This window comes from Pseudomonas sp. LBUM1653 (assembly GCF_059716115.1).
In genome coordinates, this window is the sequence record NZ_CP166803.1 from 1,077,799 (window position 1) to 1,090,094 (window position 12,296).

At 58.0% G+C, this 12,296-nt stretch carries 12 protein-coding genes; 10 read left to right on the forward strand and 2 right to left on the reverse strand.

The window, feature by feature from the left end; all coding sequences use genetic code 11:
• The first annotated feature begins 702 nt into the window (after positions 1–702).
• From cyoA to ACA054_RS04820, 7 genes are all read left to right on the forward strand, one after another.
• The gene (cyoA, locus tag ACA054_RS04790) at positions 703–1,638 is read left to right on the forward strand and encodes a ubiquinol oxidase subunit II (RefSeq protein ID WP_497638037.1); all 936 of its coding nucleotides are present in this window, start codon (positions 703–705) and stop codon (positions 1,636–1,638) included.
• A 3-nt stretch (positions 1,639–1,641) separates the two neighbouring features.
• Positions 1,642–3,672 (forward strand): cytochrome o ubiquinol oxidase subunit I, encoded by a 2,031-nt coding sequence (gene cyoB / locus ACA054_RS04795; RefSeq protein ID WP_497688409.1) that lies wholly within the window; start codon positions 1,642–1,644, stop codon positions 3,670–3,672.
• A gap of 3 nt (positions 3,673–3,675) precedes the next feature.
• Positions 3,676–4,299, forward strand: a complete 624-nt coding sequence (locus ACA054_RS04800; protein ID WP_497688410.1) for a cytochrome o ubiquinol oxidase subunit III — start codon at positions 3,676–3,678, stop codon at positions 4,297–4,299.
• Complete coding sequence (cyoD, locus tag ACA054_RS04805) at positions 4,300–4,638, forward strand: cytochrome o ubiquinol oxidase subunit IV (RefSeq protein WP_497638040.1); 339 nt, start codon at positions 4,300–4,302, stop codon at positions 4,636–4,638.
• A gap of 11 nt (positions 4,639–4,649) precedes the next feature.
• A complete protein-coding gene (cyoE, locus tag ACA054_RS04810; RefSeq protein ID WP_150754930.1) occupies positions 4,650–5,537 on the forward strand; it encodes a heme o synthase in 888 nt (295 codons plus the stop codon).
• A 455-nt stretch (positions 5,538–5,992) separates the two neighbouring features.
• Positions 5,993–6,625 carry a DUF6036 family nucleotidyltransferase gene (locus ACA054_RS04815; protein ID WP_497688411.1) on the forward strand — a complete coding sequence of 211 codons (633 nt, stop codon included), beginning with the start codon at positions 5,993–5,995 and terminating at the stop codon, positions 6,623–6,625.
• Positions 6,609–7,061 carry a hypothetical protein gene (locus ACA054_RS04820; RefSeq protein ID WP_497688412.1) on the forward strand — a complete coding sequence of 151 codons (453 nt, stop codon included), beginning with the start codon at positions 6,609–6,611 and terminating at the stop codon, positions 7,059–7,061. The genes ACA054_RS04815 and ACA054_RS04820 overlap by 17 nt, the downstream gene beginning before the upstream one ends.
• 100 nt (positions 7,062–7,161) lie before the next feature.
• Here ACA054_RS04820 and ACA054_RS04825 read toward each other — a convergent pair whose 3' ends face one another.
• Positions 7,162–7,458 carry a DUF3077 domain-containing protein gene (locus ACA054_RS04825; protein ID WP_497688413.1) on the reverse strand — a complete coding sequence of 99 codons (297 nt, stop codon included), beginning with the start codon at positions 7,456–7,458 and terminating at the stop codon, positions 7,162–7,164.
• A 291-nt stretch (positions 7,459–7,749) separates the two neighbouring features.
• On the reverse strand, positions 7,750–9,168 hold the full coding sequence (locus ACA054_RS04830) for an aminotransferase-like domain-containing protein (protein WP_497688414.1): 1,419 nt from the start codon (positions 9,166–9,168) through the stop codon (positions 7,750–7,752).
• A 148-nt stretch (positions 9,169–9,316) separates the two neighbouring features.
• On the opposite strand from ACA054_RS04830, the gene ACA054_RS04835 reads away from it, so the two are divergent.
• From ACA054_RS04835 to ACA054_RS04845, 3 genes are read left to right on the forward strand one after another with little or no spacing between them, the layout of a single operon-like run.
• Entirely contained in the window at positions 9,317–10,417 is a 1,101-nt protein-coding gene (locus tag ACA054_RS04835) for an MFS transporter (RefSeq protein WP_497688415.1), read from the forward strand.
• A gap of 42 nt (positions 10,418–10,459) precedes the next feature.
• Positions 10,460–11,740 (forward strand): ATP-grasp domain-containing protein, encoded by a 1,281-nt coding sequence (locus ACA054_RS04840; protein WP_497688416.1) that lies wholly within the window; start codon positions 10,460–10,462, stop codon positions 11,738–11,740.
• A 49-nt stretch (positions 11,741–11,789) separates the two neighbouring features.
• Positions 11,790–12,284, forward strand: coding sequence for a RidA family protein (locus ACA054_RS04845; protein ID WP_497688417.1), 495 nt, complete (start codon positions 11,790–11,792; stop codon positions 12,282–12,284).
• The last annotated feature ends 12 nt before the right edge of the window (positions 12,285–12,296 follow it).

The following is a 12,296-nucleotide window of genomic DNA, read 5'->3' on the forward strand; positions in this document are numbered from 1 at the left end:
GTGTGCGACATGTTGTCACATCGCGAGTGTCGCAGCGCGCTTTCGAGTGCCGGATTGGTGCAACCTCCTGCAATGAAATTGGCGTGTATGTGCGTCGCCGGATTTTAGCCGGGTCGCAAGGGAGCAGACAGTTTTAACAGGTTGTGGCGATTTGCCAGAGCCCTTGTCATATCGGGGCTAGGGCGGGTTAGAGGGTCGTTGCCGTGCCATCGATACTGTCTGTATTGCGGGTGGTAGACCTACTATTTTTGGTGTTTTTGTTGCGAATCAATTTCGATAAGATGCGCCACTTTTACAGAATTGGGTCAGGATTGTTGCGGGCTGGGATAAAAATTATTTCGGGATAAGACATGGTTTATAAAACGCTACATATCTACAATCGCCCGCACTGAATTCCCGGCACTGCTCACCCTGGCTCTGATGCATGAGTGGCAAGAGGGTGTCGAGAAGCCTTTTAGCTTCATGCGACGCCCAGGTGTCGGTGCCTCCAACTATCCGCACCAAATGGAATTGGGCTGTAACAAGGCCTTTGACCACGAATTCGAATAAGAACTCACCGCTGGCCCAGGATTTGTCGAAACGCCTCTGACGCTCGACGGGCAAGCCCTTATTCAATCCAAGAAAAATGCCAACCCTTGGCAGGGTGAAGTGTTGGCGATCAAAACCCAACTGCATTGCGCAAGCTGCTTTAGAGGTCGTGAGATGAGTAAAAACAGGTACCCCAGACTACTAGGCTTATTGCCGCTGCTCGGCACGTTGTTGCTGGGAGGCTGCAACATGACCTTGCTCAATCCCACGGGCCAGGTTGGCCTGGAACAGCGAAACCTGATCATCACCGCAACGCTGCTGATGCTGTTGGTCGTGGTTCCGGTCATCGTGATGACCTTCCTGTTCGCCTGGAAATACCGCGCGTCCAACACCAAGGCGACCTACACGCCTAAATGGAACCACTCCACCAAGATCGAGATCGCGGTGTGGACTGTTCCGGTGTTGATCATCATCGCCCTGGGTTACATCACCTACAAGTCGACCCACGAGCTGGACCCGTATCGTCCGATCGAATCCGACGTCAAGCCTGTGACCATCGAAGTGGTCGCACTGGACTGGAAGTGGCTGTTCATCTACCCGGAACAAGGCATCGCCACGGTCAACAAGATCGTGTTCCCGGCGCACACGCCAATCAACTTCAAGATCACCTCCGACGCCGTGATGAACTCGTTCTTCATCCCGGGCCTGGGCGGCCAGATCTACGCGATGGCGGGCATGCAGACCAGAATGCACCTGATCGCCGACCGCAACGCTGAAATGGACGGCATCTCCGCCAACTACAGCGGCGCCGGTTTCACCGGTATGAAATTCAAAGCGATCGCTACTTCCCAGGAAGATTTCGACGCCTGGGTAAGTGAAGTCAAAAAGGCACCTAAACAGCTTGAACAAGCTGAATACGCAGCCCTTTCCAAGCAGAGCCAGAACAACCCAGTCGAGCTCTACTCCTCGGTGACGCCGAACCTGTTCCAGACCATCGTCGACAAGTACGAAGGCATGAAACCAGGCCCGAAGGTCAAGCACGAGAAGAAAGAGAAAGAAGTGGCCGCTACGGACATGAACTCGCATTCAGCTGCCGGGGCAGAGGAGTAAACGATGTTTGGTAAATTAAGTTGGGAAGCGGTCCCGTTCCACGAACCGATCGTGATGATAACCATCGCCATGATCGCGCTCGGTGGTCTGGCACTGTTCGCGGGTATCACTTACTTCAAGAAGTGGACCTATCTGTGGACCGAGTGGCTGACTTCGGTCGACCACAAGAAAATCGGCGTGATGTACATCATCGTCGCCATGGTCATGCTGCTGCGCGGCTTTGCCGACGCCATCATGATGCGTACCCAGCTGGCCATGGCCACCGAGGGTTCGCCTGGCTACCTGCCACCTGAACACTATGACCAGATCTTCACCGCCCACGGTGTGATCATGATCATCTTCATGGCGATGCCATTCTTCACCGGCCTGATGAACCTTGCAGTGCCGCTGCAGATCGGCGCGCGTGACGTTGCCTTCCCGTTCCTGAACTCCCTGAGCTTCTGGCTGCTGGTTTCCGGCGTGGTGCTGATCAACTTGTCCCTGGGCGTCGGCGAATTCGCCAAGACCGGTTGGGTTGCCTATCCGCCGCTGTCGGGCCTGCAATACAGCCCGGGCGTGGGGATGGATTACTACATCTGGGCACTACAGCTATCCGGGCTAGGTACGACGCTGACGGGGGTCAACTTCCTGGCCACCGTGCTGAAAATGCGTACCCCTGGCATGAAGCTGATGGACATGCCGATCTTCACCTGGACCTGCACCTGGGCCAACGTCCTGATCGTGGCTTCGTTCCCGATCCTGACCGCTACCCTGGCACTGCTGACGCTTGACCGTTACATGGATTTCCACATTTTCACCAATGAACTTGGTGGCAATCCGATGATGTACGTCAACCTGTTCTGGGCTTGGGGTCACCCTGAGGTTTACATCCTGATCCTGCCGGCGTTCGGCATTTTCTCGGAAGTCATCTCGGCGTTCACCGGCAAGAAACTGTTTGGCCACAAGTCGATGATCTACGCTTCGGGCGCGATCTCGGTCTTGGGCTTCATGGTTTGGCTGCACCACTTCTTCACCATGGGTTCGGGTGCCAGCGTCAACGCCTTCTTCGGTCTGGCGACGATGCTGATTTCCATCCCGACGGGTGTGAAGCTGTTCAACTGGCTGTTCACCATCTACCAGGGTCGTCTGCGTTTCACCAGCCAGGTGCTGTGGACCCTGGGCTTCATGGTGACCTTCGCCATCGGCGGCATGACCGGCGTACTGCTGGCCATTCCGGGTGCTGACTTCGTTCTGCACAACAGCCTGTTCGTGATCGCGCACTTCCACAACGTGATCATCGGCGGCGCGGTATTCGGCTACATCGCAGGTTTCGCGTTCTACTTCCCGAAAGCGTTCGGCTTCAAGCTGCACGAAGGCTGGGGTAAAGCAGCGTTCTGGTTCTGGATCTCGGGCTTCTTCGTCGCATTCATGCCGCTCTATGCACTGGGCTTCATGGGCATGACCCGTCGTCTGAACGCCACCACCAACCCTGAGTGGGTGCCGTACCTGTACGTCGCCATGTTCGGTGCGGTGATGATCGCTGTCGGTATCGCCTGCCAACTGATCCAGCTGTACGTCAGTGTGCGCGACCGTAAAAAGCCAGAGAACATGTGCGAACACGGCGACCCGTGGAATGCCCACACTCTGGAATGGTCGACCTCGTCGCCACCACCGTTCTACAACTTCGCCGTGCTGCCGAAAGCCGACTGCGTCGACCCGTTCACCGAAGCCAAGGAAAACGGCACCGCGTACAAGGCTCCGGCCAGGTACGAGCCGATCCACATGCCAAACAACACCGCCACCGGTGTGGTCATGGGTGCTCTGCTGACCGTGTTCGGTTTCGCAATGATCTGGCACATCTGGTGGCTGGCGATCGCGAGCCTTGTAGGCACTGTCGTCTACTTCGCGATCCACGCGGCCCGTGATGATCAAGGCTATATGGTGCCGGTCGACGTGATCGAGCGCATCGAAGCCGAGCAGCACAAGCGTCTGGTAGCGGCAGGGAAAATCCCGGCCACCGCCACCCGTGTTGAAACCTCGTTGGAACAGGCTTAAACCATGTCGAACTTAGTGACCAATGTTGGACACGCCCATGGTGACCATGGGCACGATGACCACCACCACGACTCGGGCGAGATGACCGTATACGGTTTCTGGCTCTACCTGATGACCGACTGCATTCTGTTTGCGTCGATCTTCGCGGTGTACGCGGTACTGGTTAACAACGTAGCGGGTGGCCCGTCGGGCCACGACATCTTCGAACTGCCTTACGTACTGGGCGAAACCGCTCTGCTGCTGTTCAGTTCGATCACCTACGGCTTCGCCATGCTGGCGTTCTTCCGTGGCAACAAGAAGCAGGTGCTGGGCTGGTTGGGCATGACCTTCCTGTTCGGCCTGGGCTTCATCGGCATGGAGATCAACGAGTTCCACATCTTGATCTCCGAAGGCTACGGCCCTAGCCGTTCCGGCTTCCTGTCCGGGTTCTTCACCCTGGTCGGTACCCACGGTCTGCACGTGACCAGCGGTCTGATCTGGATGGCGATCATGATGTACCAGGTCAACAAGCATGGCCTGACGTCGACCAACAAGACCCGCCTGAGCTGCCTGAGCCTGTTCTGGCACTTCCTGGACGTCGTGTGGATCTGCGTATTCACCGTTGTATACCTGATGGGGACTATGTAAATGGCTAACGCACATTCCCACAATGGCCACGACGACGCCGGTCACGGCAGCTACAAGTCGTACGCCATCGGCTTCATCCTGTCGGTGATCCTGACCGTCATTCCATTCGGTCTGGTGATGTACCCGACGCTGCCGAAGTCGATCACCCTGTTGATCGTCCTCGCGTTCGCGATCGTCCAGGTGCTGGTGCACCTGGTGTACTTCCTGCACCTGGACCGTTCGGCCGCGCAGCGTAACAACGTGATTGCGTTTGTGTTCGCCGCGATCGTGATCGTCCTGCTGGTTGGCCTGTCGCTGTGGATCATGTTCAGCATCCACACGTTCATGATGGCGAAGTGAGGTAAGTCCGCATGTCCCTCAAGCACTTTATCCAAATCACCAAACCGGGGATCATTTTCGGTAACGTGCTTTCTGTGGCAGGCGGATTCTTCCTGGCCTCCAAAGGGCATGTCGATCTGGCCATCTTCCTGGCCGCCATGATCGGCACGTCCCTGGTGGTTGCCTCCGGTTGCGTGTTCAACAACTGCATCGACCGCGACATCGACATCAAGATGGAACGCACCAAGAACCGGGTGCTGGTGCAGGGCTTGATCTCCCTGAAACTGGCCCTGATCTATGCGACCGTCCTGGGTGTCGCCGGCGTTGCGCTGTTGTACAAGGTGGCCAACCCGTTGGCCGCGCTGTTCGCAGTCATCGGCTTCGTGATCTACGTCGGCTTCTACAGCCTGTACCTCAAGCGCAAGTCGGTTCACGGCACGCTGGTGGGCAGCCTGTCGGGCGCCATGCCGCCGGTGATCGGCTACGTCGCGGTGAGTAACACCTTCGACATGGCCGCTCTGACCCTGCTGGTGATGTTCAGCCTGTGGCAGATGCCGCATTCCTACGCCATCGCGATCTTCCGCTTCAACGATTACCTGGCCGCATCGATCCCGGTGCTGCCAGTGAAGCGCGGAATCCAGGTGGCCAAGAAGCACATTCTGATCTACATCCTGGCCTTCCTCGTGGCGACCTTGATGCTGACCTTCAGCGGCTACGCCGGCATGAGCTACCTCGCCGTCGCCGCGGCCATGGGCATGTACTGGCTGTACATGGCCTGGACCGGCTACAAGGCAGTGGATGACACGGTCTGGGCACGCAAGCTGTTCGTGTTCTCGATCTTCACCATTACCGCGTTGAGCGTGATGATGTCCCTGGACTTCAAAGTGCCGGCCGAGTTGCTGCTGACGTACGCGCCTTAAGCGTCGGATGCTGTAAAGAAAAGCCCCGCCTTCGAGAGAAGAGCGGGGCTTTTTGTTGGGGGCTTTCTGGTGGACCGAGTTGCCGCCATCGCGAGCAGGCTCGCTCCCACAGTGGATCTGTGTTGCAGCCAATGTTGAGTACAGCCCCGATTCCCTGTGGGAGCGAGCCTGCTCGCGATGGCCACGACGCGGATTAAGAGCCGGATGCGATATCTGTCCGCTTAAGAAAAAATTGAGAAAATCCCAAGGAATTAAGATTTTCTTGGCCCGCTTAAGAAAAAATGCGGCCAAGCCCAAAAAATAAGTGCGCCTGTCTGTGAGCTCCAGCACGTCGTCGACGGAAAAAATGCCTACGGATTTTCCTGAAATTTCCCACGAGTTTTTCAGGTTGAGGGTCGGAAGTCGCCTCTCTAGCCTCGGGATGCCGTTATTACAAGCATCCCAGAGGATCTACGATGGAACTGCCAGAGGTAATCACCCCGCGTATTAATACGGATACAGCGTTGGGGCAGGCTTTGATTTCGATGTTCAAATCTGTCGAAGCGGAACTGGAGCTTGAGGACGCAGGACCAGGGGCGGTCAAAATTATCCTGTTCGGTGGCAGCGCTGTTCACCTTTATACCCATCATCGCGTTTCCACCGACGTCGATGCAGAGATTTATGAGGCTAATGTTCCCGAAGGTCTTCACTTACAAACCCTGCTCGCAGAGATACCCGAGCAGTTTGTTGATGAGCGATCCGGTCGATTGATGGAGCTGAACTACGACCTGCAATACAACACCAGTTTTGGCCCAATTCATGAGGACTATTGGGAACGGAGCCTTCCCTTAACAGAGTTCCCTGTTAAGTCTCCGCTGCACCTTCATATCGCGGCACCTGTCGACATTGCCATCTCGAAGCTGGGCAGAGCGACCGATCAGGACATTGGTGATATCAAGGCACTTCTCAGGGCTGGCCTGACTACCGAGTTTCGTCGACTGGCATTGCAGGCGATTGATGTATATGTTGGCAACAAGGAGCCACCAATCTCCGTCCTTACGAATATTTTGCATGATTATCTGGAGAGCACCGATGAGGAAGCCCTATAGCGGCCACGTCCTCTCATCCGCCTTGGACACGCTGGTAAAAAGACCTTTGAATCAAGCGGATGACGCTGCCCTGGTGAGCGCCGCCAAAGCTGTTTGGTACTCGGACTCAAATCTTGAAAGCGAGGTCAGCGCTTTTTTGAATCGTCATTCTGACGAAGTGGAGGTTCGGCGCGCGGGCTATCTGCTCGAGCGATTCACTCGATTTACTTGCTTATCCGATCTCCGGGTGTCGGAAACTCTCAATGTCCTCGAGCTTTTTGCACATTCGACTTCCGTGCTAAACGTGAAGCTACAAGCCGTCACGCCATTGCGTCGACGCCGTGATGAGCTCGCTGTCTCTTGGGGGTTGAGTGAGGGCCTCGGCCTAAAAGCCCAAGCCCTCATGCCTTTCCAGACCCGGCATTACGAAGCTGAGCAACGTGCCATGTTTTCCTGAGCGCTGGTTGCAGCGAAGAGGTCGCATCGTTTGGTCCAAAGGCTGTAACGGCCTGCAGCGTAAAGCCCCTCCCTTCGAGAGAATGGTGGGGCTTTTTCATTTACGCGCGGTTGTTGCACGGTGCATCGAGCACCTTCACCACGTCATCGATGATTGCCTTGCTCATGTCCTGCAAAAAATGCGAGGCCCAGGCGTGTCGGTCGGAGTCACGGACCATGGCGGCGTCTGAGGCGAGCAGTTTGGCGAGGTGGAGCAGGTCGGAGGCGTGGGAGAGGGCCTGGATGATTGGGACGCCGCGGTTGATGCGGTATAGCGGTTGATTGGCGTGATAGGAGAAAGGGGTGAGGCCGATGGTTTCGAGGTCTTGGGGATGCTGGTCGAGAGGTGCTGAGTCCAAGAGAATTAATTTTGAACGGACAGCTGGCATGCATAAGGAGAACTCCAATTGTTCCTGTATCAAGTTCGAGTTCTCAGGCCCGGTCGCTGAATTGGCAGCGACGGGTCGAAGTTAGCGTGTGGGTATCGGATTACACAATCGTGGCCATGTGCTGGCCGGGATGCGTTTGGACACCGCAACCCCTGTGGGAGCGAGCCTGCTCGCGAAAGCAGTGTGTCAGGCAACATTGATGCTGGATGTGACGGCCCCTTCGCGAGCAGGCTCGCTCCCACAGGGATTGGTGGCGGTCGGTTATTTGTGTGGCTTGTCCAGCAACCGGAATAACCGCTCCCGCACCTGCACGTGATCACTGTGTGCCACGTTGAACCGCAGAAACTGATTGGCATCCGCCGCCTTGCTGAGCAAGGTTCCCGGCGCCAAAACCAGGTCTATTTCCAGACCCTTTCTGGCCAGGCACTCGGCTTTGAATCCCTCCGGCAGTCGAGTCCAGATATACAGCCCTTCCCCTGGCAGCGAAGATACCGAACACCCGGCTTCGCCCAGCCACGCTGCCACCCGACTGTTCGACTCATAGAGTCGATCCACGGTGCGGCGCATGTGTTTGGCATAGCTGCCGTCGCTGAGCATCGTGCAGATAATCTGTTCGGCCATTTCCGAGGTCATACCACCGCAGGCCATTTTCAGGGTCACCATCCGCGCGGCCAGTTGCGGTGACAGCACCGCGAAGCTGACGCGGCTGTTGGCGGTCAGGGTTTTGGAGAACCCCGAGACGTAAGAGACATTGTCCAGCCCGCTCGCGGCCAGGCGCGGCGTCCGGCGTTGCTGCATGTCGCAGTACAAATCGTCTTCGAGGATGTGGAAATTGTAGCGATGGCTCAACTCCAGCAAGCGGTAAACCTGCGCCGAGGTGAACGAGTGCCCGGTCGGGTTGTGCAGGGCATTGTTGGTCATGTAGAGCACGGGACGGTGGGCGATCAGCAACTGCTCCAGGGCATCCAGGTCCATGCCGTCACAATCGCGGCGGATGGTGATGACCTTGGCGCCGTGCCAGGCCAGATTGGTGTGCATCGTGAAGTAACAGGGGTCATCGAGCAGCACCGTGTCGCCGGGTTTGACCAGCAGGCGCATCAGCATGTCGATGGCTTGTACGGTGTTGGCGGTGGTGATGATCTGGTCCACCGGCGCTTCGATGCCCAGGGTCGACATCTTGACCCGCAAGGCCTGGCGCAGTGGCAGGTAACCGCTGGCGTTACCGTATTCGCCCATGCGCAGGGTTGTCGCGCGAAGTGTGCCGCGCACGGCTTTGAGCAATTCTTCGGCAGGCAGCCACGAGGATGGCAGAAAACCGGCCCCCGGGCGCAGCGCGCCGTTGTCCAGCAGCACCGCGCGGCGGACCACGCTGAGCGTGTCCTGGGGCAGCAGGTCCGGGCCGGCGTGGACCTGGACGGTGCTGCTGGAACGGTGCACGTAATGCCCCGAGCCCTGGCGTGATACCACCAGCCCCTTGGCGCGCAAGCGGTCGAGGGCGTCGACCACCGTGGACTTGCCCACGTGCATCAGGTCGGAGAGTTCGCGAATCGGTGGCAGCCTTGAGCCGTGGGGCAGGCCGCCCTTGCTGATCGCCACCGACAACTGATCGACGATCTGCTGCACCAGCGGCACACCCGGTTGGAACTCGATAGCGGCGATCACTGCTCGCTTAGCCTGCATTTTACTGGTCTCTCCGGCAGTAAAGTTCGTTTGATTCTATACGAACTTGCTCTGATCAAGACAAGCATCTCTTTCTACCATCGCCTTACAGACTTTCTGGATGATTGACCTATATCGGTCGATCGATACCAGGTTCGTGAGGTGTTGCATGAGTGTCGAAACAACGGTCGTCGTGGCCAAACCGGTGATCAACCTGCGGTTGTTCAGCATCCGGATCATCACTGCCGTGTCGCTGTTCGCGGTGCTGGGCAAGGCCAACGTCTGGCTCGATACCGCCACCAACAGCATCCTGGCCCTGGGTTATCGGGCCTTGTTGCTGCTATTGCCGTTGACGTTGCTGGTACTCGGTCGCCGCTCCTTGAGCGTCACACTGCTGTGCGCCGCCCTCGGGCTGGTATTGCTGGCGGTCACCAGCAACCAGGGTGTGGTCATGTTTGCCGCGGCGTTGTTTGCCTACGGCATTGCGATTGCCGGCTACCTGATCAAGAGCGAAGCGGCCCAGACCAAGGAGGGCGCCGCCTACAACCGCGTCGCCATGAACATGGGCAGCCTGCTGGCAGGGCTGATCCTGCTGTCGCCGTTGCTGACCCCGACCATGTTCTTCCTCGGCGCCGCCAGTTTCGTCCTGTTGTGCCTGCCTATCGCCATGGGCGCGACCTTCACCTGCGACCCCGTGGTTGCCCGTCCCGCCAGCCAGGAAGGTAGCGGCTGGCGCAACAAGCTGCCGTGGGTCATCGCCGGCGTCATCATGGGCATCAAGCTGTTCGGTGTGTTCTCGATCCTGCCGCAAGCGATCCTGCTGAAGACCGGCGAGCTGCCGGCCTGGTATGGCCTGATGCTGATCCTCAACAGCGCCGTGGTGGTCTTCGCGCAAGTACCGGTCATGAAACTGATCGAGAGCACCGGGCGCTTCAAGGTGCTGACGGTGATCGCAATCATTGTCGGCGGTTTTGCCGTGCTGTCTTCGCCTGCCGCGTTCCACGTCGACACCCTGGTCGGCGCGCTGATCTGGGTGGCACTGCTGTCCATCGCCGAGTGCGCCTTCAGTCACCTCGATTACTTCTCGGTCAAGCAGAACAACATGTTCGTCAAGGAAGTGTCCCTGGGCGTCGGCGCAGGGTTGACCGTGTTGATCATGCGGGTCGCGCCACCGCCTTACAACGCGTTGGTACTGGCGGCCATCGGCGCTGGCGGGATCCTGGTCTGGTACTGGCTCAACCGTCGATCAATTGCGTCGTTGCATGACTGAGTCATCGCTGTTTCGGTTTTCACTTTGCAGGTCGGGGACATTATGAATACGACTTCATGCGTAGTAGTGGTGGGGTACAACGGCAGTCGGGTCCACGATATCCAGAAGCTGCGCGACCTGTGCAAGTCGCTATACGACGCCAGGCTGATCCTGCTGGTCGAGCAGGTCCAGCCCGATGACGACCAGGTGGCGGATCACGTCTGCAGCACTTCGCTGGCCGAGCAGGACGTTGCGGCCTCCCTCGAGGTGGTGGTGGGGTGCCTGAAAGCCGATCGCTGGAAACTGATCGGCGTGCTGCCGTTTTCTGACCGTGGCGTGTTGCTCGGTGCAGCGCTGGCGAGTCATTTCGGCTTGCCCGGTATTTCTCCCGTCGAAGCCCGGGCAGGGTTGGACAAACAGATTTTCCGCCAGCTCGAAGCGTCGGCCACCGCGGCTCCCGAAGATTACCGGCCGGTGGTTTCCAGCCGTATCGAGAGCCTGCCGGAACTGCGTCAGCGCGTGATCGAACTGGGCGGCAAGGCGTTCATCAAGCCGGCCTGCGAAGGTGCCAGTCGAGGCTGCCGGGTCATCCGGCACCCGTCCGAATGCGATGAGGCGTGGCAAGCGCTCAAGCCCTATCGCGAGGGCGGCATCGTGCTCGAAGAGCTGATCCAGAATGCCCGGGAATACAGCTGGGACTATGCCGCCGGAAGTACCTGGATCACCGAAAAAACCACCACCGAAGGTGCCTACCGCGCTGAGATCCAGCAAGTGGTGCCCGCACCGTTGACGCCTGAGGTGCAGGCGCGACTGATGGCTGCCGGCCGGCACATGGCGGGGTTGGTTTCCCAGGACAACGGAGCCTGGCACAACGAAGTGTTCTACAGGGCCAATCATCGCACCTCGGCCGTGGAAACCAACATGCGCCCTGGTGGCATGCACATCTGGGACCTGGCGCGTAAGGCGTTCGTCGATTTCGACCCGTGGGAGCGTTGGGTGCGCTGGGCCGTGGAAGGCCAGGTCGATAGCCAGACGCCGGTGCCTCGTGGCTACTGCGGCATACGCCTGCTCCGGGCGACCACTGGCGGCATCTTGCGAGATGTACCGGACATTCAGTCCGTGGCCCGCTCGCTGAACATTGATCTGGTGGAGGCGGTGGTGAGCAAACGCATCGGTGATTCGGTCAGCGCACTGGTGAAAGACAACTTCTCGTTTATCGGCCACATCGTGTTGTTCAACGAAGACTACGGGCAGCTCAGCAATGATCTGTTGCGCCTGGCCGAGGCCATCGAATCAAGCATCGGGATCACCAGCCTTGCGCCATCTGCAAGGGTGGTGTGTTGAGTGTCATGGATCGATGTTTTTCTGCAGTATTGATCAAGAGGTTTGGTAAATGATTGAGCACATGACCTGTGATGAACGCTTCATCGCACTGGCGAAGGAATTCGACTACGACATCTACGGCGAAAACAGCGTAGGTGGGCATTACGCACCGCTGATCCGCCACCACGACGAGTTGTATATCAGCGGCATGGTGCCGCGCGTGAACGGCGAGATCCAATACCCCGGGCGGGTTGGCCTGGACCTCGACATGGCGGATGCGCAAGCGGCCGCCAGCCTCTGCGCGATGCGCGGGTTGGCGTTGATCGTCGACGCCATCGGTTCGCTGGACAAGATCAAGTCGCTGATAAGAATCACGGTGTATGTGAAATCCACGGCGGACTTTGTCGACCTCAGTGAAGTGGCCAATGGAGCCTCGGATGTGTTCAGTCACGTCCTGGGCGATGCCGGCAAACATACACGCTCGACCGTTGGTGTTTATCAGTTGCCAAAAAACGCGGCAGTAGAAGTGGACATGATCGTGGCGTTGCGACCTTCTGCGTTATAAGTGTGAGTTGTT

Excerpts from the sequence above, each read along its gene's own strand:
- ACA054_RS04820 (WP_497688412.1), top strand. The coding sequence starts at position 6,609 with ATGAGGAAGCCCTATAGCGGCCACGTCCTCTCATCCGCCTTGGACACG.
- ACA054_RS04835 (WP_497688415.1), top strand. The coding sequence starts at position 9,317 with ATGAGTGTCGAAACAACGGTCGTCGTGGCCAAACCGGTGATCAACCTG.
- cyoB (WP_497688409.1), top strand. The coding sequence starts at position 1,642 with ATGTTTGGTAAATTAAGTTGGGAAGCGGTCCCGTTCCACGAACCGATC.
- ACA054_RS04840 (WP_497688416.1), top strand. The coding sequence starts at position 10,460 with ATGAATACGACTTCATGCGTAGTAGTGGTGGGGTACAACGGCAGTCGG.
- ACA054_RS04845 (WP_497688417.1), top strand. The coding sequence starts at position 11,790 with ATGATTGAGCACATGACCTGTGATGAACGCTTCATCGCACTGGCGAAG.
- cyoE (WP_150754930.1), top strand. The coding sequence starts at position 4,650 with ATGTCCCTCAAGCACTTTATCCAAATCACCAAACCGGGGATCATTTTC.
- cyoD (WP_497638040.1), top strand. The coding sequence starts at position 4,300 with ATGGCTAACGCACATTCCCACAATGGCCACGACGACGCCGGTCACGGC.
- cyoA (WP_497638037.1), top strand. The coding sequence starts at position 703 with ATGAGTAAAAACAGGTACCCCAGACTACTAGGCTTATTGCCGCTGCTC.
- ACA054_RS04830 (WP_497688414.1), bottom strand. The coding sequence starts at position 9,168 with ATGCAGGCTAAGCGAGCAGTGATCGCCGCTATCGAGTTCCAACCGGGT.
- ACA054_RS04815 (WP_497688411.1), top strand. The coding sequence starts at position 5,993 with ATGGAACTGCCAGAGGTAATCACCCCGCGTATTAATACGGATACAGCG.
- ACA054_RS04800 (WP_497688410.1), top strand. The coding sequence starts at position 3,676 with ATGTCGAACTTAGTGACCAATGTTGGACACGCCCATGGTGACCATGGG.